The 22,393-nt window shown below is 58.8% G+C and carries 24 protein-coding genes; 15 read left to right on the top strand and 9 right to left on the bottom strand.

Translation table 11 applies throughout. The features are described 5' to 3' along the window. The first annotated feature begins 53 nt into the window (after positions 1-53). Together ACZZ0A_RS26245 and ACZZ0A_RS26240 are read left to right on the top strand one after the other, a co-directional pair. Positions 54-269: a dodecin gene (locus ACZZ0A_RS26245; protein ID WP_007911688.1), complete on the top strand. Its 216-nt coding sequence runs from the start codon at positions 54-56 to the stop codon at positions 267-269. A 127-nt stretch (positions 270-396) separates the two neighbouring features. Further along, a complete protein-coding gene (locus ACZZ0A_RS26240) occupies positions 397-621 on the top strand; it encodes a DUF1161 domain-containing protein (protein WP_007911690.1) in 225 nt (74 codons plus the stop codon). 270 nt (positions 622-891) lie between these two features. Here ACZZ0A_RS26240 and ACZZ0A_RS26235 read toward each other — a convergent pair whose 3' ends face one another. After that, the gene (locus tag ACZZ0A_RS26235) at positions 892-1,893 is read right to left on the bottom strand and encodes an LLM class flavin-dependent oxidoreductase (protein WP_095113090.1); all 1,002 of its coding nucleotides are present in this window, start codon (positions 1,891-1,893) and stop codon (positions 892-894) included. A gap of 241 nt (positions 1,894-2,134) precedes the next feature. On the opposite strand from ACZZ0A_RS26235, the gene ACZZ0A_RS26230 reads away from it, so the two are divergent. Together ACZZ0A_RS26230 and ACZZ0A_RS26225 are read left to right on the top strand one after the other, a co-directional pair. Next, positions 2,135-2,566, top strand: a complete 432-nt coding sequence (locus ACZZ0A_RS26230; protein ID WP_007911695.1) for an OsmC family protein — start codon at positions 2,135-2,137, stop codon at positions 2,564-2,566. A 259-nt stretch (positions 2,567-2,825) separates the two neighbouring features. Then, entirely contained in the window at positions 2,826-3,065 is a 240-nt protein-coding gene (locus ACZZ0A_RS26225) for a DUF1161 domain-containing protein (RefSeq protein ID WP_007911697.1), read from the top strand. A gap of 6 nt (positions 3,066-3,071) precedes the next feature. Here the strand turns inward: ACZZ0A_RS26225 and ACZZ0A_RS26220 are convergent, their stop codons facing one another. Both ACZZ0A_RS26220 and ACZZ0A_RS26215 read right to left on the bottom strand, forming a co-directional pair. Continuing rightward, positions 3,072-3,491: a PA0061/PA0062 family lipoprotein gene (locus tag ACZZ0A_RS26220; protein ID WP_007911699.1), complete on the bottom strand. Its 420-nt coding sequence runs from the start codon at positions 3,489-3,491 to the stop codon at positions 3,072-3,074. Between the two features lie 40 nt (positions 3,492-3,531). Continuing rightward, positions 3,532-3,954 carry a PA0061/PA0062 family lipoprotein gene (locus ACZZ0A_RS26215; RefSeq protein WP_034152270.1) on the bottom strand — a complete coding sequence of 141 codons (423 nt, stop codon included), beginning with the start codon at positions 3,952-3,954 and terminating at the stop codon, positions 3,532-3,534. Between the two features lie 59 nt (positions 3,955-4,013). Between ACZZ0A_RS26215 and ACZZ0A_RS26210 the strand changes: the two genes are divergently transcribed. Next, the gene (locus ACZZ0A_RS26210) at positions 4,014-5,105 is read left to right on the top strand and encodes an aminopeptidase (protein ID WP_463543924.1); all 1,092 of its coding nucleotides are present in this window, start codon (positions 4,014-4,016) and stop codon (positions 5,103-5,105) included. Between the two features lie 100 nt (positions 5,106-5,205). Here ACZZ0A_RS26210 and ACZZ0A_RS26205 read toward each other — a convergent pair whose 3' ends face one another. Together ACZZ0A_RS26205 and ACZZ0A_RS26200 are read right to left on the bottom strand one after the other, a co-directional pair. Beyond that, positions 5,206-5,856 carry an HAD family hydrolase gene (locus ACZZ0A_RS26205; RefSeq protein ID WP_463543923.1) on the bottom strand — a complete coding sequence of 217 codons (651 nt, stop codon included), beginning with the start codon at positions 5,854-5,856 and terminating at the stop codon, positions 5,206-5,208. A 28-nt stretch (positions 5,857-5,884) separates the two neighbouring features. Further along, the gene (locus ACZZ0A_RS26200; RefSeq protein ID WP_007911708.1) at positions 5,885-6,430 is read right to left on the bottom strand and encodes a gamma carbonic anhydrase family protein; all 546 of its coding nucleotides are present in this window, start codon (positions 6,428-6,430) and stop codon (positions 5,885-5,887) included. Positions 6,431-6,518: 88 nt separating this feature from the next. On the opposite strand from ACZZ0A_RS26200, the gene prlC reads away from it, so the two are divergent. Continuing rightward, positions 6,519-8,570 carry an oligopeptidase A gene (gene prlC, locus ACZZ0A_RS26195; protein ID WP_463543922.1) on the top strand — a complete coding sequence of 684 codons (2,052 nt, stop codon included), beginning with the start codon at positions 6,519-6,521 and terminating at the stop codon, positions 8,568-8,570. Continuing rightward, positions 8,567-8,854, top strand: coding sequence for a YheV family putative zinc ribbon protein (locus tag ACZZ0A_RS26190; RefSeq protein WP_007911710.1), 288 nt, complete (start codon positions 8,567-8,569; stop codon positions 8,852-8,854). The genes prlC and ACZZ0A_RS26190 overlap by 4 nt, the downstream gene beginning before the upstream one ends. A gap of 49 nt (positions 8,855-8,903) precedes the next feature. Here the strand turns inward: ACZZ0A_RS26190 and ACZZ0A_RS26185 are convergent, their stop codons facing one another. Further along, a complete protein-coding gene (locus ACZZ0A_RS26185; protein ID WP_123376003.1) occupies positions 8,904-9,548 on the bottom strand; it encodes a dual specificity protein phosphatase family protein in 645 nt (214 codons plus the stop codon). A gap of 304 nt (positions 9,549-9,852) precedes the next feature. On the opposite strand from ACZZ0A_RS26185, the gene ACZZ0A_RS26180 reads away from it, so the two are divergent. From ACZZ0A_RS26180 to ACZZ0A_RS26170, 3 genes are read left to right on the top strand one after another with little or no spacing between them, the layout of a single operon-like run. Next, positions 9,853-10,599, top strand: coding sequence for a gluconate 2-dehydrogenase subunit 3 family protein (locus tag ACZZ0A_RS26180; RefSeq protein WP_123376004.1), 747 nt, complete (start codon positions 9,853-9,855; stop codon positions 10,597-10,599). Positions 10,600-10,601: 2 nt separating this feature from the next. Beyond that, positions 10,602-12,386 carry a GMC family oxidoreductase gene (locus tag ACZZ0A_RS26175; protein WP_463543921.1) on the top strand — a complete coding sequence of 595 codons (1,785 nt, stop codon included), beginning with the start codon at positions 10,602-10,604 and terminating at the stop codon, positions 12,384-12,386. A 12-nt stretch (positions 12,387-12,398) separates the two neighbouring features. Continuing rightward, positions 12,399-13,700, top strand: coding sequence for a c-type cytochrome (locus ACZZ0A_RS26170; RefSeq protein WP_463543920.1), 1,302 nt, complete (start codon positions 12,399-12,401; stop codon positions 13,698-13,700). Positions 13,701-13,759: 59 nt separating this feature from the next. Here the strand turns inward: ACZZ0A_RS26170 and ACZZ0A_RS26165 are convergent, their stop codons facing one another. Beyond that, positions 13,760-14,035 carry a hypothetical protein gene (locus tag ACZZ0A_RS26165; RefSeq protein ID WP_463543919.1) on the bottom strand — a complete coding sequence of 92 codons (276 nt, stop codon included), beginning with the start codon at positions 14,033-14,035 and terminating at the stop codon, positions 13,760-13,762. Positions 14,036-14,241: 206 nt separating this feature from the next. Then, positions 14,242-14,544: a hypothetical protein gene (locus ACZZ0A_RS26160; protein WP_007911718.1), complete on the bottom strand. Its 303-nt coding sequence runs from the start codon at positions 14,542-14,544 to the stop codon at positions 14,242-14,244. Positions 14,545-14,766: 222 nt separating this feature from the next. On the opposite strand from ACZZ0A_RS26160, the gene ACZZ0A_RS26155 reads away from it, so the two are divergent. From ACZZ0A_RS26155 to ACZZ0A_RS26145, 3 genes are all read left to right on the top strand, one after another. Further along, positions 14,767-15,825 carry a PA0069 family radical SAM protein gene (locus ACZZ0A_RS26155; protein ID WP_463543918.1) on the top strand — a complete coding sequence of 353 codons (1,059 nt, stop codon included), beginning with the start codon at positions 14,767-14,769 and terminating at the stop codon, positions 15,823-15,825. A gap of 238 nt (positions 15,826-16,063) precedes the next feature. Continuing rightward, positions 16,064-16,792, top strand: a complete 729-nt coding sequence (locus tag ACZZ0A_RS26150) for a carbonic anhydrase (protein WP_463543917.1) — start codon at positions 16,064-16,066, stop codon at positions 16,790-16,792. 90 nt (positions 16,793-16,882) lie between these two features. Beyond that, entirely contained in the window at positions 16,883-18,409 is a 1,527-nt protein-coding gene (locus ACZZ0A_RS26145; RefSeq protein WP_007911721.1) for a SulP family inorganic anion transporter, read from the top strand. Positions 18,410-18,545: 136 nt separating this feature from the next. Here ACZZ0A_RS26145 and ACZZ0A_RS26140 read toward each other — a convergent pair whose 3' ends face one another. Beyond that, positions 18,546-19,196 (bottom strand): hypothetical protein, encoded by a 651-nt coding sequence (locus ACZZ0A_RS26140; protein WP_007911722.1) that lies wholly within the window; start codon positions 19,194-19,196, stop codon positions 18,546-18,548. 369 nt (positions 19,197-19,565) lie between these two features. On the opposite strand from ACZZ0A_RS26140, the gene coxB reads away from it, so the two are divergent. Both coxB and ctaD read left to right on the top strand, forming a co-directional pair. Continuing rightward, on the top strand, positions 19,566-20,693 hold the full coding sequence (gene coxB, locus ACZZ0A_RS26135; RefSeq protein ID WP_007911723.1) for a cytochrome c oxidase subunit II: 1,128 nt from the start codon (positions 19,566-19,568) through the stop codon (positions 20,691-20,693). 82 nt (positions 20,694-20,775) lie between these two features. After that, complete coding sequence (gene ctaD / locus ACZZ0A_RS26130) at positions 20,776-22,362, top strand: cytochrome c oxidase subunit I (protein ID WP_463543916.1); 1,587 nt, start codon at positions 20,776-20,778, stop codon at positions 22,360-22,362. The last annotated feature ends 31 nt before the right edge of the window (positions 22,363-22,393 follow it).

Here is a 22,393-nt window from a genome sequence, read left to right as displayed (position 1 = left end):
TCAACAGTGCAGATTCACTGCTAGTCTCAATTCCACACGCCAAGGAGATCGTTATGAGTGACCATCACACGTACAAGAAAGTCGAGCTGGTCGGTTCGTCCGCCAGCAGCATCGAAGACGCCATCAACAACGCGCTGGCCGAAGCCAACAAGAGCATCAAGCATCTTGAGTGGTTTGAAGTGGTCGACACCCGTGGCCACATCAAGGACGGCAAGGCTGCGCACTTTCAGGTGACGCTGAAAGTCGGCTTCCGCATTGCCAGCAGCTGAGTTTGGTCTAGTCTTCTGAACTTGCGCGCTGGCCGAGTGCCATAGGAATGGCAAAGCGCTACAGGGTGAGTGCATCGGGTGAACGCTCGATGCCCGCCTTTTTTAATCCGACCAGGGAGTGCGACCGATGAAGAAGTTCATGTTGGCAGTAGGTTTGTTGAGCCTTGCGGGTGGTGCGTTTGCTGCCGGTAAGCCATGTGAAGAGCTGAAAAGCGAGATCGCGGCGAAGCTGGATGCCAAGGGCGTTTCCGGGTATTCGCTGGAGATTGTCGATAAGGGCGCAGCGGCTGGCGGCGACGTCGTCGGTACCTGCGAAGGCGGAACCAAGGAAATCGTCTACAAGCGCGGTTGATTGCGCCTGAAATACAAAAAGCCGACGTGAAGGCGTCGGCTTTTTTGTGTCTGAAAGTTTTGTGGTGTGTTTGAGATTGATCCCCCTCACCCCAGCCCTCTCCCCCAGAGGGGCGAGGGGGAAAGGGAGCAGATCGGGGGTTGTTCAGAACCTGAGTACGACTGGAGTTTTCAGGTCGATGTTGGGCGCAAGAACACCTCGGTCAGTCCCCTCTCCCTCCGGGCGGTCCGACGTTTCGGGAGGGCTAGGGTGAGGGTGTTTTTTGGCCTTTCAGCCCTTCATCACCTGCGCCAACAACTCGTAGGAATGCACACGATCAGCGTGTTCGTAGAGATCACTGGTAAAAATCAGCTCATCCGCCTGCGTCTGCTCAATCAGCACTTCAAGTTTGGCGCGAATCTTCTGCGGGCTACCCACCATCGCGAGCCCAAGGAAATCACCCACCGCTTCACGCTCATGCGGCAGCCACAGGCCGTCCATGGTTTTCACCGGCGGACGCTGCACCAGGCTCTGCCCACGCATCAACGCGAGAATGCGCTGGTACACCGATGTCGCCAGGTAATCGGCTTGCTCATCGGTGTCCGCTGCCACCAAAGGCACGCCGAGCATCACGTAAGGCTTGTCGAGCACCGCCGACGGCTTGAAGTGATTGCGATAAACGCGGATCGCCTCGTGCATGAAGCGCGGGGCGAAATGCGAGGCGAAGGCGTACGGCAAGCCGCGCTCACCGGCCAGTTGGGCACTGAACAGGCTGGAACCCAGCAACCAGATCGGCACATTGGTGCCGGTGCCCGGCATCGCGATCACGCGCTGATCCGGGGTACGCGGGCCGAGGTAGCGCACCAGTTCGGCGACGTCTTCCGGGAAGTCATCAGCGCTGCCGGAGCGCTCGCGGCGCAGCGCCCGGGCTGTCATCTGATCGGAACCGGGCGCGCGGCCCAGACCGAGATCAATCCGGCCCGGATACAGACTTTCGAGGGTGCCGAACTGCTCGGCGATGACCAGCGGCGCATGGTTGGGCAGCATCACGCCGCCGGAGCCGACACGAATCGTCGACGTACCACCAGCCAGATAGCCGAGCAATACCGACGTCGCAGAACTGGCGATGCCGTCCATGTTGTGGTGTTCGGCCACCCAGAACCGCGTGTAGCCGAATTTCTCGACGTGCTGCGCCAGATCCAGCGAGTTGCGCAACGATTGCGCCGGGCTGCCGTTTTCGCGCACCGGTACCAGATCGAGGGTGGAAAATTTTACGTCGGACAGTTGTTTCATAAACCTGCGTCTCCGAGTGAGGAGGCAGGCTTTTCTTGCAAACGAAAACCTGCCAAATCCATAAGCGTGTTTTGTGCAATGAGGGCATATACCCGAGTTTCAATAGCAGCGATGAAATTTCCTACTAAAAAAGTCAACGATTCAGCCGGGCTGAACTTTGCTGCGGCGTCTATCCTCAGAAGCCTTGCAAGCAAAACCACGACGACGCGGCGTTTCCGCGTCAGATCTTGAGGAGGCAGACATGGCTATCGTGAAGAAAGCATCCGCACATTGGGCAGGCGATCTGAAAACCGGCATTGGCTCGATCTCCACCGAAACCGGTGTCCTCAGAGAGGCGCCTTACGGTTTCAAGGCGCGCTTTGAGGGCGGCAAAGGTACCAACCCGGAGGAACTGATCGGCGCGGCGCATGCCGGCTGCTTCTCTATGGCGTTTTCGATGATTCTCGGCGATGCGGGCCTGAAGGCCGACAGCATCGATACTCAGGCTGAAGTCACCCTCGATCAGGTGGATGGCGGGTTCGCGATCACCGCAGTGAAGCTGATTCTCAAGGCGAAAATCCCGGGGGCGACGCAGGAGCAGTTTGAAGAGCTCAGCAACAAGGCCAAGGAAGGGTGCCCGGTGTCGAAAGTGCTGAATGCGAAGATTACGCTTGAGGCTTCGTTGGTCAGCTAATTCGACTCTTACCGGTCTGACGCTATCGCGAGCAGGCTCACTCCTACAGGGGATCTCGGTTGTTCACAATTGTTGTGCCCACTGGAGATCAACTGTAGGAGTGAGCCTGCTCGCGATAGCAATCTGACAATCACTGCCGATCTAACACCGTAAACACAAGTTGTGAGCGAAGTCAGAACCCTCGCTGTAAAAGTATGGTCGAATCAATGACAGCAGCTTCAGCGCACGCCCGTGCGCGCTGCCTCAGGGAGCTTCACTCATGAAACGTATTGGCTTGGCGATTCTCTGCAGTGCACTGGCCACCTCGGTAATTGCGGCACCCAAAGACTGCGAAGAACTCAAGAAAGAGATCGAAATCAAGATTCAGGCTAAAGCAGTGCCGTCCTATACACTGGAAATCGTAACCAAGGAAGAAGCTGCGAAACATGACATCGCCATGGTGGTCGGTTCATGTGAGAACGGCACCAAAGCGATCATCTACCAGAAAAACGACAGCTGAAACATTTCACATGATGCAGTTGTAGTCACGATCTTCGGCAACGATTTCGCGCTTGGCGTTGTACAGCCGGGCACTCGGAGTGAACCCCAGCGAACGCCCCTCCAGCACATAACGCTGCCCGGCCTCGAAATGGTCATAGCGGATGTACAGATAGCACAGCCGCTCCACCGGGCCGTTCATCAAGCTGCCGCCACCACCAAACACTTCGAAATCGAACCGCACGCGCAGTTCGTGACTGCCGGGGGTGACCTGAAAGTAGCGCCCGTCATTCAGTCGCTGTTTGTCGAGACGCTCGGCCATCAGCACTTTACCGCCGGGTGTCGGCGTCGAAAAATCGACCCACGCCATGTGCGGATCGGCCGGGGGCAAAGGCGTCTGACAACCGGCCAAAAGACCGGCAGCGAGCAACAACAGCAACTGGCGCATGATGAATATCCACGGATGTGAATCCTCAGCATAGCGCCGATCAGGTGCGCTGACAGCCTGCCGGTGTGCCCTGGCCTACCACTTTGCGCTGCTCGTCATAGAGCTTGGCCCAAGGGCGGAAACCGATACTGCCGGCCTGCAGCTGGTATCGCTGACCGGCATTGAAATCCTTGAATTTCACACTCAACTGGCAATCGCGCCACAGCGGTTCAGCGTCGGGACCGATGTTGGTCGCCTCCACCGGAAATTGATAACGCACTTTCAATTCATGGCTACCGGGCTGCACTTCAAAATAGCGTTTGTCGGCGGTCGCCTGAGTATCAACCTGCAGCGCTTGCAGCGCCGTGTCCTGTTGCCGGGCATCGAGATCGATCCAGGCTTGCGAAGGGTCAGGATCGGGCATTCCGAATCCGGCACAACCGGCCAGCGTCAGCAGGCCTCCTGACAGCATCAACATGCGCATAGCGGTGCTCCTTTAGGCGGGATAGTCTTGCGGGCAGACTCTCCGGGGGATTTCTTATTTTGATCAGGCCGTTTCCAAGCCTTGGGTTACTTGATCGCGTTTTTCGGGTTTTGTTTCCGGGTGTGTTGTTTTTGTTGCTCAACGGTTGCGCCAGCGTCAGCTATTACGCTCAGTTGGCCAACGGTCAGTTGCAATTGCTGCGGGCACGCGAGCCCGTTGAAAAGGTGATCAACGACCCGAACCGCGACGCGACACTGCGCGCGCACCTGGCTCAATCGCAGAAGGCCCGCACCTTCGCCAGCGAGCATCTGCACCTGCCGGATAACCAGAGCTATCGTCTTTACGCCGACATCCATCGCCCGTACGTGGTGTGGAATGTGTTCGCCACGCAGGAGTTTTCCCTGACGCCGCAGAATCATTGCTTCCCGATTGCCGGGTGTGTGGCCTATCGCGGCTATTACAGTCAGAGCGCCGCGCGCGGCGAAGCGGCAATCCAGCGATTGCAGGGCATGGACGTATCGATAGGTGGCGTTGAGGCCTATTCGACGCTGGGCTGGTTCAACGACCCGATCCTTAATTCGATGATGGGCTGGGGTGATGAGCGCCTGGCCACGTTGATCTTTCATGAGCTGGCGCATCAGCGCTTTTACGTGAAGGACGACACCGAGTTCAACGAATCCTTCGCCTCGTTTGTCGAGCAGGAAGGCACGCGGCAGTGGCGGGCGTTTCGTGGGTTGCCGGCGGACACCGATTCGCGGCTGAAGCAGCGTGATCAGTTTATTGAGTTGGTACTCGATACCCGCTCACGGCTGGAGAAGCTTTATGCACAGCCATTAGCAGCCGAACAGATGCGCGAACGCAAAGCAGCCGAGTTCGAACGGTTTCGCCGGGACTATCGGGTGAAGCAAGACACCCAGTGGGCCGGGAACAAGCGTTACGACGCTTGGGTGAATGCGCCGCTGAACAATGCGCGATTGCTGCCGTTTGGACTTTATGACCAGTGGGTGCCGGCGTTTGCGGCGTTGTTCAAAAAGGTCGGGGGGGATTGGATGAGGTTTTATGCGGAGGTGGAGAAGTTAGGGGAGCTGCCGGCCGCCGAGCGCAAAGCGGCGCTGAAAGCGTTGGCTGACTCTCAGACCTTTCGTGGCTGAATTGGCCTCATCGCTGGCAAGCCAGCTCCCACAGGGACAGCGGTGAACCTGAGTACATCACTCACCTGTGGGAGCTGGCTTGCCAGCGATGGCGTACTGATCAGCGCTGCAGAAACGCCTGATGCAACGCGGCCAGCGTTTCAAAGTGATAAGCCGGCGCCTCGGCATTCAACTCTTCAAAACTGCCAAACCCATAACCGACCGCCGCCGCATCCAGCCCATTACTGCGTGCCCCGATCAGGTCATGCTTGCGATCACCGATCATCAGCGTATCCGACGGATCCAGCCCTTCTTCCTTGATCAGATGCGCAATCAGCTCAACCTTATTGGTGCGCGTGCCATCCAGCTCGCTGCCGTAAATCACCTTGAAGTGCCGGGCAAAATCAAAATGCCGGGCAATCTCGCGGGCAAATTCCCACGGCTTCGAAGTGGCGATATACAGCTGCCGTCCCTGCCCGCTCAGGGTTTCCAATAAAGGCGTAACACCATCAAACACGCGGTTTTCATACAGGCCGGTGACCTTGAAGCGTTCGCGATAAAAATTCACCGCCTGCCACGCCTTGGCTTCATCAAAATCGTAGAACTGCATGAACGCCTGCAACAACGGTGGGCCGATGAAGTGTTCCAGTTTGGTCAGGTCCGGCTCATCGATACCGAGCTTGGCAAGGGCGAACTGGATGGAACGGGTGATGCCCTCACGCGGGTCGGTCAGGGTGCCATCGAGGTCGAACAGTACGGTCTGGTAATGCATGAGAAATCCTGAGCAGGTGTAAGGCGATTCAGAGCTGGTCGTAGCCTTCGGCCAGATGCAGGTCCTTGAGTTTCACGTAGTTCGCCGCGCTGTAGGTGAAGAAGGCTTTTTCCTTGTCGGTGAGTTCCCGCACCTGTTTTACCGGGCTGCCGACATAAAGGAAGCCACTTTGCAGCCGTTTGCCCGGCGGCACCAGGCTGCCGGCACCGATGATCACATCGTCTTCGACCACCGCGCCATCCATGACAATGCTGCCCATGCCGATCAATACGCGGCTACCGACGGTACAACCATGCAGCATCACTTTATGGGCGATGGTCACGTCATCGCCGATCAGCAGCGGGAAACCGTCCGGATTGAACGGACCGGCATGGGTGATGTGCAGCACGCAACCGTCCTGGACGCTGGTGCGCGCACCGATGCGGATGCGGTGCATGTCGCCGCGGATCACGGTCAACGGCCAGACCGAGCTGTCTTCGCCGATTTCGACGTCGCCGATGACCACTGCCGAGCCATCGACAAACGCGCCCTTGCACAGGCGTGGGGTGTGATTCTGGTACTTGCGAACGGACACGATAATTTCTCTCTCTGTCGCCGATAGCTGCGGTGAATGCCGATTGTAATTAAGATGGGGCAATGTTTCCCCAGCCAAGGTGCCAACCGTGAGCGTGAACAACCCTCTGCTGCAGTCCTACGACCTGCCACCGTTCTCCACGATCCGTGCCGAACACGTCCTGCCAGCCATTGAAACCATCCTGGCCGACAACCGCGCCGCCATCGCCGAAATCCTCAAGACTCAGGTTCAGAACCCAACCTGGGCCGGGCTGGTACTGGCGATGGACGAACTCAATGATCGCCTCGGCGCTGCCTGGAGCCCGGTCAGCCACCTCAACGCCGTGTGCAACAGCGCCGAATTGCGTGAAGCCTACGAGTCGTGCCTGCCGGCCTTGAGCGCCTACTCCACCGAGATGGGCCAGAACCGCGAACTGTTCCAGGCTTATGAAGCGCTGGCCAACAGCCCGGAAGCCGCCGGCTTCGACGTGGCGCAAAAGACTATTCTGGAACACGCCCTGCGTGACTTCCGTCTGTCGGGTATCGACCTGCCGGAAGCCGAGCAAAAGCGCTATGCCGAAGTGCAGAGCAAACTGTCCGAGCTGGGCAGCCGCTTCTCCAATCAACTGCTCGACGCCACGCAGGCGTGGACCAAGCACGTCACCGACGAAGCCGCCCTCGCCGGCCTGACCGATTCGGCCAAGGCGCAGATGGCGGCCGCCGCACAGGCCAAAGGCCTCGACGGCTGGCTGATCACCCTGGAATTCCCAAGCTATTACGCAGTGATGACCTACGCGCAAGACCGCGCACTGCGCGAAGAAGTCTACGCCGCCTACTGCACCCGCGCCTCGGACCAAGGCCCGAACGCCGGTCAGAACGACAACGGCCCGGTGATGGAAGAGATCCTCGACCTGCGTCAGGAGCTGGCCAAGCTGCTGGGTTTCGCCAGCTTCTCCGAGCTGAGCCTGGCGACGAAAATGGCCGAGTCCAGCGATCAGGTGCTGAGCTTCCTGCGTGATCTGGCCAAGCGCAGCAAGCCGTTTGCCGCACAGGATCTGCAACAGCTGCGCGCCTACGCCGCCGAACAGGGCTGCGCAGACCTGCAAAGCTGGGACAGCGGTTTCTACGGCGAGAAACTGCGTGAGCAACGCTACAGCGTCGCCCAGGAAACCCTGCGCGCCTACTTCCCGATCGACAAAGTGCTGGGCGGTCTGTTTGCCATCGTTCAGCGCCTGTACGGCATCGAGATCGCCGAACAGAAAGGCTTCGATACCTGGCACCCGGACGTACGCCTGTTCGAGATCAAGGAAAACGGTCAGCACGTCGGCCGCTTCTTCTTCGACCTCTATGCCCGCGCCAACAAGCGTGGCGGTGCGTGGATGGACGGCGCCCGTGACCGTCGTCGTACCGTCGAGGGCGTGCTGCAAAGTCCGGTGGCCAATCTGGTGTGCAACTTCACCCCGGCCGACAGCGGCAAGCCTGCGCTGCTGACTCACGATGAAGTGACCACGCTGTTCCACGAATTCGGTCATGGTCTGCATCACCTGCTGACCCGCGTTGATCACGCTGGCGTTTCCGGCATCAACGGTGTCGCGTGGGACGCGGTCGAGCTGCCAAGCCAGTTCATGGAAAACTGGTGCTGGGAGCCGGAAGGCCTCGCGCTGATTTCCGGTCACTACGAAAGCGGCGAGCCGCTGCCCCAGGACCTGCTGGAAAAGATGCTCGCGGCGAAGAACTTCCAGTCCGGCCTGATGATGGTCCGTCAGCTGGAATTCTCGCTGTTCGACTTCGAGCTGCACGCCACCCACGGTGACGGCCGCAGCGTGCTGCAAGTGCTCGAAGGCGTGCGTGACGAGGTGTCGGTGATGCGCCCACCGGCCTACAACCGCTTCCCGAACAGTTTTGCGCACATCTTCGCCGGCGGTTATGCGGCGGGTTACTACAGCTACAAGTGGGCTGAAGTGCTCTCGGCCGATGCCTTCTCGAAGTTCGAAGAGGACGGCGTGCTCAACGCTGAAACCGGTCGTGCCTTCCGCGAAGCGATTCTGGCGCGCGGCGGTTCGCAGGCGCCGATGGTGCTGTTCGTCGACTTCCGTGGCCGTGAGCCGTCGATTGACGCACTCTTGCGCCACAGCGGCCTGAGTGAGGACGCGGCAGCATGAGTGAGGCACCTGTGATTACCAAGAAGCGCTTTATCGCCGGGGCGGTCTGCCCGGCGTGCAGCGAGCCGGACAAGTTGATGATGTGGAACGAGGACAGCGTGCCGCACCGTGAATGTGTGGCCTGCGGTTACTCGGACACGCTGAACGAGCAAGGGCTGTCGGTACCGAAAGAACTGGGCACGCGGGTCAACACCAGTGCATTGAACAAACCTGCGCCGGACAAGACCGTGCAGGCGGTGCAGTTCTTTCCGAATCCGAAGCTGAAGAAAAAGTCCGAGGACTGAGCTGCGACTGGAAAACCTTCCACGATGCAACGTCGTGGAAGGTCGTGGATTACTTCAGATTGACTGACTGAAACCAGCTCTTCATCGAGCAGGTGGCGAACGCGCTGGTGCTGCAATCACCATTGGCCAGCGCTGTGCGCAGTTTGTCGACATCGGCCTGCATTACATAGCGGACACTGTCGCGAAAGTGCCCACTCTCACCGAAACCGCCTTGGGTCATCTCGCTCAAGGCGTCTTCTTTACTCCAGCCCTGCACCACCACGCGGTACATCGCCGCCATCAGGCCGGTGCGGTCGGAGCCGTGTTTGCAGTGCATCAACACCGGACCCTTGGCTTCGGCAGACTGAATAGCCCGCAGGGTCTTGAGCACGTCGGCGTCGTCAACGTGATTGGTCCGATACGGCAGTTGCACCTGGTTAATGTCCGGCTCGGACAACCAATTACTGTCGGCTTCCGGGAGGAAGTTGATCACCGTGGCGACCTTGAGGTTTTTCAGCAACGGCACGGCGCCGCCATCCGGCAATGCGCTGCGATAGAGCGTCGGCGACATCTGGAACAGGTTGTATTGCACTTCGACCGGTTGCGCCCAATCAGTGGGACGGGCCGTCGCTGTCGCCGCAGCCTGGGCTGGCAGCCAGTGCAACAGCGCGACAAGCGATAAACACAAAGCAGGGAACAAACGCACTCGGGACATGCTGGGGTAACCGTGTCGGGGTTCATCGGTGATAGGAGCCGCAGCTTCGGCGTTGCGCGGTCAAAGCCCTGTGAGGCGCTTGTCAAAGAATTGTGAATGGACACTGTTTCATTCATCGCCACTCAGAAAACCGGTGTTTTTTCCGATGAATCGGTTCATCGAGAAGCTTAGCCTGCTACCATTTGTCACATGATGTTGCAGGCGCGTCCCCTTTTCCTGGGTCAGACCGCTGTTGTCGCGACGAAAAATCCTCAAGCCGCTCGCAGAAGCGGCTGTCCCTTAATGCCTGATGAGGTGCACCACCATGTCTGATGAAAATCGAGACAACCCGCGGCGTGAGTTTTTGCGCAAATCCCTGACCCTGATCCCGGTGGTCACCCTGGCCGGCACCGGTCTGGGCAGCAGCGTGCTGCAAGCGGCGCCCGAAGCCGCACCCACTGCACCCGCGCCGCAACCGGTCCGCGCTGATGCCGGGGTTTATCAGCCGAGCTACTTCACCGCCGAAGAATGGGCATTCATCAATGCCGCCGTCGCGCAGTTGATCCCCAACGATGCCCAAGGCCCGGGTGCGCTCGAAGCCGGCGTGCCGGAATACATCGACCGGCAGATGAACACGCCGTACGCCGCCGGTGCCCTTTGGTACATGCAAGGCCCGTTCAATGCCGACGCCGCGCCGGAAATGGGCTGGCAGAGCAAACTGGTGCCCAAAGAGATCTATCGCCTCGGCATTGCCGCCACGGATCAGTGGGTAAAATCCCTCAACGGTAAAGTATTTGCTGAGCAAGACAGCGCTACCCGAGACGATTTGCTCAAGCAACTTGAAGCGGGCAAGCCGCAATTCGATGCGGTGCCGGCGAAGATTTTCTTCAATCTGCTGCTGCAAAACACCAAGGAAGGGTTCTTCTGCGACCCGATCCACGGTGGCAACAAAGGCATGGTCGGCTGGACCATGATCGGCTTCCCCGGCGCCCGCGCCGATTTCATGGATTGGGTGGAACGCAACGAGCAATACCCCTTCCCGGCAGTTTCGATTCGCGGCGAGAGGGCGTAAGCATGGCAACGGTAATGAAGAAGGTTGACGCAGTCATCGTTGGTTTTGGCTGGACCGGCGCGATCATGGCCAAGGAGCTGACCGAAGCGGGTCTCAACGTGCTGGCGCTGGAGCGCGGGCCGATGCAGGACACCTACCCCGACGGCAACTATCCCCAGGTGATCGACGAGCTCACCTACAGCGTGCGGAAAAAACTCTTTCAGGACATCTCCAAAGAGACGGTCACTATTCGCCACAGCGTCAACGACATCGCCCTGCCGAACCGCCAGTTGGGCGCGTTTCTGCCCGGCAATGGTGTTGGCGGCGCCGGTCTGCACTGGTCGGGCGTGCACTTTCGCGTCGACCCGATCGAATTGCGCATGCGCAGCCATTACGAAGAGCGCTACGGCAAAAGCTTTATCCCCAAGGACATGACTATCCAGGACTTCGGCGTCAGCTATGAAGAACTGGAGCCGTTCTTCGATTTCGCCGAAAAAGTCTTCGGCACCTCGGGCCAGGCCTGGACCGTGAAGGGCCAACTGGTCGGTCAAGGCAAGGGCGGCAACCCGTACGCACCGGATCGCTCCAACCCGTTTCCGCTGGAGGCGCAGAAGAACACGGTATCCGCACAGCTGTTCGGTAAAGCGGCGACAGAAGTCGGTTACAAACCCTACAACCTGCCGTCCGCGAACACCTCCGGGCCGTACACCAATCCTTACGGTGCGCAGACGGGCCCGTGCAACTTCTGCGGTTTCTGCAGTGGTTATGTTTGCTACATGTACTCCAAGGCTTCGCCAAACGTGAACATTCTGCCGGCGCTGAAACCTTTGCCGAATTTCGAGTTGCGACCTAACTCGCACGTGCTGCGGGTCAACCTCGACAGCACGAAATCCAAAGCCACCGGCGTGACCTACATCGACGGCCAGGGTCGCGAAATCGAGCAACCGGCGGATCTGGTGATTCTCGGCGCGTTCCAGTTGCACAACGTGCGTCTGATGCTGCTCTCCGGCATCGGCAAGCCGTACGACCCGATCAGCGGCGAAGGCGTGGTCGGGCGTAACTTCGCCTACCAGAACATGGCGACCATCAAGGCGTTCTTCGACAAGGACATCCACACTAACAACTTCATTGGCGCCGGCGGCAACGGCGTGGCGCTGGACGACTTCAACGCCGACAACTTTGACCACGGACCGCACGGCTTTGTCGGCGGCTCGCCGATGTGGGTCAACCAGGCCGGCAGCCGGCCGATTGCCGGCACCTCGAACCCGCCGGGCACCCCGGCCTGGGGCAGTGACTGGAAACGCGCGACCGCTGATTACTACACCCACCAGGTGTCGATGGACGCCCACGGCGCGCATCAGTCTTATCGGGGCAACTACCTTGATCTCGATCCGGTGTACCGCGATGCCTACGGCTTGCCGCTGCTGCGGATGACCTTCGACTGGCAGGAAAACGACATCAAGATGAACCGCTTCATGGTCGAGAAAATGGGCAAGGTCGCCGAAGCGATGGGGCCGAAAGCCATTGCCGTGATCGGCAAGAAAGTCGGCGATCACTTCAACACCGCCTCTTACCAGACCACCCACCTCAACGGCGGCGCGATCATGGGCACCGATCCGAAGAAGAGCGCGCTGAACCGCTACCTGCAGAGTTGGGACGTACATAACGTCTTCGTTCCGGGTGCCTCCGCGTTCCCGCAAGGCCTGGGTTACAACCCGACCGGTCTGGTTGCCGCACTGACCTACTGGTCGGCGAAGGCAATCCGCGAGCAGTACCTGAAAAACCCCGGCCCGCTGGTTCAGGCTTAAGGAGCGATGACCATGAAAAATCTCGTTATCGCGACCCTGGCGCTGCTCGGCAGTGCCTCCACTCATGCGGCCGACGTTGATCAAAGCTTGATCAAACAGGGCGAATACCTCGCCCGCGCCGGTGACTGCGTGGCCTGCCACACCGCCAAGGGCGGCAAACCGTTCGCCGGTGGCCTGCCGATGGAAACCCCGATCGGCACCATTTACTCGACCAACATCACCCCGGACAAGACCGGCGTCGGCGAATACAGCTTCGAAGACTTCGATCAGGCCGTGCGCCATGGCGTCGCCAAAAACGGCAGTACGTTGTACCCGGCGATGCCGTATCCGTCCTACGCCCGTGTCAGCGAAACCGACATGCAAGCGCTGTACGCCTACTTCATGCACGGCGTAGAACCGGTGGCGCAAGAGAACAAGGCCAGTGATATTCCATGGCCGTTGAGCATGCGCTGGCCGCTGATGGGCTGGCGCTGGATGTTTGCGCCGAAGGTCGAGGACTACAAAACGACAAGTGCCGACCCGGTGATCGACCGCGGTGCCTATCTGGTCGAAGGCCTTGGCCATTGCGGCGCTTGCCATACGCCGCGCGCCCTGACCATGCAGGAAAAATCCCTGAGCGCTGCCGATGGCAGCAACTTCCTCGCCGGCAGTGCGCCGCTGGAAGGCTGGATCGCCAAGAGCCTGCGCGGCGATCACAAGGATGGCCTCGGCAGCTGGAGCGAGGAGCAACTGGTGCAGTTCCTCAAGACCGGTCGCAGCGATCGCAGCGCCGTGTTCGGCGGCATGAGTGATGTGGTCACCCACAGCATGCAATACATGACCGACGCGGATCTGACCGCAATTGCCCGCTACCTCAAGTCGCTGCCGGCCAGTGATCCTAACGATCAGCCGCATCAGTACGACGAGAAAGCGGCGAAAGCCCTATGGAATGGCGATGACAGTCAGCGCGGTGCTTCGGTATACATCGACAACTGCGCCGCGTGCCACCGCACCGATGGCCACGGCTACACCCGGGTGTTCCCGGCGCTGGCGGGTAATCCGGTGCTGCAATCGGAAGACCCGACTTCGTTGATCCACATCGTGCTCAAGGGCGGCACGTTACCGGCGACGCACACGGCACCGTCGACCTTCACCATGCCGGGCTTCGCCTGGCGCCTGTCGGATCAGGAAGTGGCGGATGTGGTGAGCTTCATCCGTGGCAGTTGGGGTAATAAAGGTGCGCCGGTTGACGCTGAGGATGTGGCCAATCTGCGCAAGAACGATATGCAGACGACTTCCGGGGATGATTTGGGGCAAGTCACCACGCATAACTGACGGATGTGATTGATACGCCGCTGGCACGGTTCGACTTTTCGTGTGGTGTCAGCGGCCAATCAACGCTTGGACTGAAAGCCTTTGAACTGCACGAATGCATCGGCCAACTGCAGATAAAGCTTCTCGTCGTATATGTCGGTGTCGCCATCGCCGTCAGTATCGATGGCGTCTTCGGAGATCAAGTCATAACGGCCATTGGCCTGCGACGACGAAGCAAAAAGCGAATAGTCGTAATCCATCATTTCGGTCGCGTCTTCACTGTAGTGATAAAACGCGATTTCCGGACTTCCATCTCGATCCATATCCGCAATTTCCAGCAGTATTCTGATAGCCATGGATGAAACCCTTCAGATTGATTGCGTGTTTGAGATTAGGCTTGGCGAGAATTCCGGTCTACTGTCAGAGTTGACAGGGTGTATGCCCAGCCAGCCCTTGACTGATCACCTTCCATTCACAGTGTCTTCTTCTAAAACAATAAAGCCCTGCATGAATTTTCATGCAGGACTTTATTGTTATTTGTTTGCGACTCTTGCACTTTCAATTACGGATTAACGATACTTACATAAGCCTTGGCCAATGCAATCAACTTCGCCTTGTCGTCGTTATCAATATCGCCATCACCGTCTACATCTTTCTTGTTGTTACGAATAGTGAATGTCTTGCCACGGTCGCTGGACACCGCCACCACGTAGATCGAATCGACCAGCCCCTCGGTGGGCAGCTCTTCCTCGGCATTCCAGCCCAACTCCTTACGGGCCAGTTGCATGGAAACAATAGTATTTGGCTCCGAAGCATTCGGCAGCATCAACTGCAAGAACACACCACGTTGATTGAGATAAGACACGAATTAAACCCTTTTTAATTTAGTTACCAGCCAAGTGCCGATAGAAGTAACCAAGACTATATTCGATAACTTGTCGCGACAACGGGGCATATGTATCTCGGATTGTACTTTGCACTTATATATAAACTTTTCCAGTCAGCAAGTTTCCCATCGCTGAACGGTACTGGATCACAGTGGCCCCGCACATGTACTGTATGCATATACAGATCAGGAGCCTGCCCAATGATCAATCCTCTACCGCCTCGCGGTCGCGGCACCGCCAGCAACCCGCACAACCGCTTCGCGCCGAACCGATCGGTGGCCGAGGATGACGGCTGGTACCAGGAAGTGCCGCTGACTCAAGGCACCGAGGTGATGATCGAAACCGCAAAGACCATCATCACCCGCAACACATCTCCCGATCTGCCCTTCGACCGCTCGATCAATCCTTATCGCGGCTGCGAGCATGGCTGCATCTATTGCTACGCACGACCCAGCCACGCCTATTGGGACATGTCACCGGGGCTGGACTTCGAAACCAGGTTGATCGCCAAGACCAACGCCGCCCAGGTGCTGGAAGAACAGCTCGGAAAGAAAGGCTATCAATGCGCGCCGATCAACCTGGGCTCCAATACCGATCCGTATCAGCCGATCGAGCGCGAACACAAAATCACCCGGCAGACCCTCGAAGTGCTGCTGCGTTATAAGCACCCAGTGACCATCGTCACCAAAGGCTCGCTGATTCTTCGCGATCTAGATCTGCTGACCGAGCTGGCGCAGCAACGTCTGGTGGCGGTGATGATCAGCCTGACCACACTCGATGACGAGCTCAAACGCATCCTCGAACCGCGCGCAGCGGCACCCAAAGCGCGCTTGCGCGCCATTCGGGTCATGCGCGAGGCCGGCATTCCGGTCGGCGTGCTGTGTTCGCCGATGATTCCGATGATCAACGACAGTGAAATCGAAAACCTGCTCAACGAGGCCCACGCAGCCGGTGCGCAAAGCGCGGCATACATGATGCTGCGCCTGCCGCTGGAGGTGGCGCCGTTGTTCGAGGAATGGCTGGCGGCGCACTATCCGCAACGCGCCGCACACGTGCTGAGCCTGATCCGCCAGAGCCGTGGCGGCGAGCTCTACGACAGCCGTTTTGGCGCACGCATGCGCGGCGAAGGGGTATTTGCCGACCTGCTCGCGCAGCGTTTTGCCAAAGCCATCAAGCGTCTTGGCATGAATCAGCGCGAAGGCTATAACCTCGATTGCACGGCCTTCTGTCCGCCGGGTCGCCAGATGTCGTTGATTTAGCGACAATTGGCCTATGGTTGAGGGGTTGGAATCCTTCCGCCGAAATCACCCAGTCACGTTTTTTGTGACCTGGAACACACGTTCTAGAGCGTTTGATTCAGTTTGAGTTAAGTTTCGGCGGCTACCTTGTTCATCGAGTGACTGACGGGTCGGGATGACCCGGATGTTTTAAACAGCCACTGGCTTCATACCGGAATACATGGGAATGACTCCCCTAATCCGCCAAAGAGGATGAATCATGAGTGACAAGGATAAACAGCCGTTGGCTGCGTCGGCGCAACCCCCTGAAGCGGAATCCGCCGATGCAGCGCTGCGACAGATCGTAGACGGCTTTTTGCATTTTCATCATGAGGTCTTCCCACAGCAGGAAGAGCTCTTCAAGAAACTTGCCACGGCGCAGGCGCCCAAGGCGATGTTCATCACCTGCGCCGACTCGCGTATCGTCCCCGAGCTGATTACCCACAGCTCGCCCGGCGATCTGTTCGTGACCCGTAACGTCGGCAACGTCGTGCCGCCTTACGGGCAGATGAACGGCGGCGTTTCCACCGCCATCGAATACGCGGTACTGGCGCTCGGCGTACAGCACATCATCATCTGCGGCCACTCCGATTGCGGCGCCATGCGTGCAGTGCTCAATCCGGACAGCCTGGAAAAAATGCCGACGGTCAAAGCCTGGCTGCGCCACGCTGAAGTCGCGAAAACCATGGTGCATGAGAACTGTAACTGCGCCGACGAAAAAGAAAGCATGCCGATCCTCACCGAGGAAAACGTCATCGCCCAACTGCAGCACTTGCGTACCCATCCTTCGGTAGCCTCGCGCATGGCGAACGGTCATCTGTTCATCCATGGCTGGGTCTACGACATCGAAACCAGCGAAATCAAAGCTTACGACGCGGATCAGGGCCGTTTCCTGCCGCTCGACGGTAGCCATCCGATTCCGGTGGCGACGCCCAAAGCGCGCTTCTAAATCTTCCTAAACATCTGTGTGGTTTGACGCCGGCCGCTGTTTCAGCGGTTCGGCGAAGCCATGCCTGAAGAAAACTTCGGGAGAATCGCCATGCGTGCGGCTCAATTGAAAGCGGTGTTGCCACGGGAGTTGCTCGCTTCAGTGGTTGTGTTTCTGGTCGCGTTGCCGCTGTGCATGGGTATCGCGATTGCGTCAGGGTTGCCACCGGCCAAGGGTTTGATCACTGGGATTATCGGTGGTCTGGTGGTCGGTTGGTTGGCGGGCTCGCCGTTGCAGGTCAGCGGGCCGGCGGCGGGGCTGGCGGTGTTGGTGTTTGAACTGGTGCGCCAGCACGGCATCGAGATGCTCGGGCCGATTCTGTTGCTTGCCGGTTTTCTGCAACTGGTCGCCGGCCGCTTGAAGCTAGGCTGCTGGTTTCGGGTTACGGCGCCAGCGGTGGTGTACGGGATGCTGGCGGGGATTGGCGTATTGATCGTGCTGTCACAGGTGCATGTGATGCTCGATGCGTCACCGAAGCCCTCGGGGCTGGATAACCTCACGGCATTCCCGGCGGCAGTGGCGCAGGCCTTGCCGTCGTTCGGCTGGCAGGCCGGGCTGCTCGGACTGTCGACGATTGCGGTGATGTGGCTGTGGGAAAAATTCCGCCCACATTCGCTGCGCTTCGTTCCGGGCGCATTGCTCGGTGTCGGTCTGGCAACTGGGGCAAGTCTGTTGCTCGCTTTGCAGGTCAAACGCGTCGAGGTGCCGGCGAATCTGGCGGAGGCCATCGATTGGCTCAAACCTGCTGATCTGCTCAGTCTGGCCGACCCTACGCTGTTGATCGCCGCGTTCGCCGTGGCATTCATTGCCAGCGCCGAGACGCTGCTCTCCGCTGCTGCGGTGGATCGCATGCACAGCGGCGTGCGATCGGACTTCGACCGTGAACTGTCGGCGCAAGGGGTCGGCAACATGCTCTGCGGTCTGCTCGGTGCGCTGCCGATGACCGGGGTAATCGTGCGCAGTTCGGCCAACGTCCAGGCCGGTGCGACCACGCGTTACTCGACGATCTTCCATGGCCTGTGGCTGCTGGCGTTCGTGTTGTTGCTGTCGAGCGTGCTGCAAAGCATTCCGGTGGCGAGCCTGGCGGGTGTGCTGGTTTACACCGGGTTCAAACTGGTCGATCTCAAAGCATTTCGAGGTCTGGGACGTTATGGACGGATGCCGATGTTCACCTATGCGGCGACGGCGCTGGCGATCATCTTCACTGACCTGCTGACCGGGGTGTTGATCGGTTTCGGTCTGACGCTGTTGAAACTCGCGTTCAAAGCGTCGCGGTTGAAGATCAGCCTGATCGATCTGCCACAGGATGGTGAGATGGAGTTGCGTCTGGTCGGTGCGGCGACATTCCTCAAGGTGCCGGCGCTGACGCAAGTGCTGGGCAGTATTCCGCAGGGGACGACGGTGCATGTGCCGCTCAATAACCTGAGCTACATCGACCATTCGTGTCTGGAGTTGCTGGAAGAGTGGGGCCGGGCGAATGCGGCGAAGGGCTCGAAGCTGTTGATTGAGTCGCGTGGGTTGAAGCGCAGGCTTGAGGGACGGATTCGAACTACTACCGGTATCGGCGCCGCCGGCTAAATCTTCCCGCCTGAACAAAAACCCTGTGGGAGCTGGCTTGCCAGCGAAGACGGAGTGTCAGTCACTGACAATGCTGACTGATCCACCGCTATCGCTGGCAAGCCAGCTCCCACAGGTATTTGGGTGTCGCTCAGGATTACGCGGCAGGCTGGTCCAGTTCCAGGCCCACACCCAGTCGGCGGCTCATGCACGGCCAGCGTTTCCACGCGGCGCCGGTGTCCGGGCTGCTGAGTTTTTCGCGGTAGGCTTCTACCGATTCCAGCGCAAAACTTTCGTCGTTGAGCATCTCGTCGATCGCGTGATGCACCGCTTCGTCCAGTTGGTTGGCAAATTCCTCACCGATCAATTGGTGAGCAATCAAGTTGGCGACCGTCATGTCCAAGGGGATCAGTGGCTGGCCGAAATGCTTGATGTACAGGTCGTTGACCTCTTCGACAAAACGGTGCGCCAGATAGGCTTCATCCAGCAGGCTATCCAGGCCAACGTGCCCGGCCATGATGGCTGGCGGCTGGAGGAAATACTGCTCGGCGATTTTCAGCACCGGTTTGATCTGCGATTCGATTCCCGCTTCCCTGGCGACTTCATTGGCTGCATCCAGCAGGTCTGGCACTTCATCAATGTAGGCGGCGACAAAACGCGTCAGCACACCGTTGGCGTCGGCTTCCGGCAATTGGATCGCCGGGTGTAAATGAGGCAGCTTGCTCTCCAACTGACGGGTCAGCAGGCCGGTGTCTTTTTCGTGTTGTTGGGCTTTTTGGATCTGCTCGCGCAATGCGGCGGTGTTCATGAAAACTCCAGGAAACAAGGCAATGAAATAGGGAAGACATAAGTTAGCTGGCTTACGAAAAATGCTAAGACGCATTTGTCATAATTATTTCATCCTTGATGCGCCTGCGTTATATCGGTTTGCCACCACTCGTCTGCATCCTTCTCCATTCGTGCCCTTGAACGCAAGTCCCGGCTGTTTCAGTTGATTTACGTGTGCACATTGCAATTTCCCGTCGCTGTCTATACTCGCCAGTGAATGGAGTTAGCTGATGACGCCCGACTGCACCCGCAGCAAGGCCCGGCGATTCAAGTTCGTAGTCTGATGCAGCCGCTCCCTTGCCGCAGGCGAAAGCCGGCGGGATAACAAGAACGATAAGGGGAACCCGCAATGATGCGACATCCACACGTCTGGATGGGCCTCCTGTTGTGGTCGATTTTCAGTCCCGCGCATGCCGCATGGACTGTGAATATGGCGCCTGGAGCGACTGAAATCAGTCACGCAGTATTCGACCTGCACATGACCATATTCTGGATCTGTGTGGTGATCGGGATCATCGTCTTCGGCGCCATGTTCTGGTCGATGATGGTGCACCGCCGTTCTACCGGGCAGGTCGCCGCAAAATTCCACGAAAGCACCACCGTCGAAATTCTCTGGACCGTCGTACCGTTCCTGATTCTTGTAGCGATGGCCGTGCCGGCGACCGCCACCCTGATCAAGATGTACGACACCAGTGAGCCGGATATCGATATCCAGATCACCGGTTATCAGTGGAAGTGGCACTACAAATACCTGGGTCAGGACGTCGAGTTCTTCAGCAATCTGGCCACCCCCGCCGAGCAGATCCACAACAAGGAAACCAAGGGCGAGCACTACTTGCTCGAGGTCGACAAGCCATTGGTGCTGCCGACCGGGGCCAAAGTGCGCTTCCTTGTGACTTCTGCCGACGTTATTCACTCCTGGTGGGTACCGGCCTTTGCGGTGAAACGCGATGCGATTCCGGGGTTCGTCAACGAGGCGTGGACGCGCATCGACAAGCCCGGCATTTACCGTGGCCAGTGCGCCGAACTGTGCGGCAAGGATCACGGCTTCATGCCGATCGTGGTCGAGGTCAAGGACAAGGCCGACTACGACAAGTGGCTCGCCGAGCGCAAAGCCGAAGCCGCGCAGCTTAAAGAGCTGACCAGCAAGGAATGGACCCTCGACGAACTCAAGGAACGTGGCGACAAGGTCTACCACACCACCTGCGTTGCCTGTCACCAGGCCGAAGGCCAGGGCCTGCCACCGATGTTCCCGGCGCTCAAAGGCTCGAAAATCGCCACCGGCCCGATCAAGGATCACCTGAGTATTGTCTTCCACGGCAAGCCCGGTACCGCCATGGCGGCGTTCGGCAAGCAGCTGTCGGAAGTCGATATCGCAGCGGTCGTGACCTACGAACGTAACGCCTGGGGCAATAACAAAGGCGACATGGTCACGCCAAAAGAAGTGCTGGAGCTGAAACAGGCGGAAAGCAAATGAGCCGGTCTATCGCGTACTTCGTGAACCGGCCGGGGCAACGCGCCCCGGCCCGCCCCGTCCACTCACGTAAAGGAGACCGGCCATGAGCACTGTCATTGATGACCATGGTCATGCCGACCACGCCCACGGCCCCGCCAAAGGCCTGATGCGCTGGGTGCTGACCACCAACCACAAGGACATCGGCACGCTGTACCTGTGGTTTGCGTTCTCCATGTTCCTGCTCGGCGGCACGTTCGCGATGGTGATTCGCGCCGAACTGTTCCAGCCCGGATTGCAGATCGTCGAACCGGCGTTCTTCAACCAGATGACCACCATGCACGGTTTGGTGATGGTCTTCGGTGCGGTGATGCCGGCCTTCGTCGGCCTCGCCAACTGGATGATTCCGTTGATGATCGGCGCGCCGGACATGGCCCTGCCACGGATGAACAACTTCAGCTTCTGGCTGCTACCGGCGGCGTTCCTGATCCTGGTGTCGACCCTGTTCACCCCCGGTGGCGGGCCGAACTTTGGCTGGACGTTCTACGCGCCGCTGTCGACGACCTACGCGCCGGAAAGCGTGACGTTCTTCATCTTCGCCATCCACTTGATGGGGATCAGTTCGATCATGGGCGCGATCAACGTGGTCGCGACCATCCTCAACCTGCGCGCCCCCGGCATGACCCTGATGAAAATGCCGCTGTTCGTCTGGACCTGGCTGATCACCGCGTTCCTGCTGATCGCGGTAATGCCGGTGCTGGCCGGGTGCGTGACGATGATGCTGATGGACATCCACTTCGGCACCAGTTTTTTCAGTGCTGCCGGTGGCGGTGACCCGGTGCTGTTCCAGCATGTGTTCTGGTTCTTCGGCCATCCCGAGGTGTACATCATGATCCTGCCGGCCTTCGGCGCGGTCAGCTCGATCATCCCGACCTTCTCGCGCAAGCCGCTGTTCGGCTATACCTCGATGGTCTACGCCACGGCGAGCATTGCGTTCCTGTCGTTCATTGTCTGGGCGCACCACATGTTCGTGGTCGGCATTCCGCTGGTGGGCGAGCTGTTCTTCATGTACGCCACGCTGTTGATCGCGGTGCCAACCGGGGTGAAGGTGTTCAACTGGGCCAGCACCATGTGGCAAGGCTCGCTGACCTTCGAGACGCCGATGCTGTTTGCCGTGGCGTTCGTGATCCTGTTCTCCATCGGCGGTTTCTCCGGACTGATGCTGGCCATCGCCCCGGCGGACTTCCAGTATCAGGACACCTACTTTGTGGTCGCGCACTTCCACTATGTGCTGGTGCCGGGGGCGATCTTCGGGATCTTCGCCTCGACCTACTACTGGCTGCCGAAATGGACCGGTCACATGTATGACGAAACCCTCGGCAAGCTGCATTTCTGGCTGTCGTTTGTCGGCATGAACCTGACCTTCTTCCCGATGCACTTCGTCGGTCTTGCGGGAATGCCGCGACGGATTCCGGACTACAACCTGCAGTTCGCCGACTTCAACATGGTCTCGTCGATTGGCGCGTTCATGTTCGGCGCCACGCAGATCTTCTTCCTGTTCATCGTGATCAAGACCATACGCGGCGGCCCGCCAGCACCGGCCAAACCGTGGGATGGTGCGGAAGGTCTGGAGTGGAGCGTGCCGTCACCGGCGCCGTATCACACCTTCACCACACCGCCGGAAGTGAAATGAAACGCCTGACTTTTGTAGGAGTGAGCCTGCT

The sequence above is a fragment of the Pseudomonas sp. AC242 genome (assembly GCF_979258655.1).
This window is presented reverse-complemented; position numbering and strand designations above follow the sequence as displayed.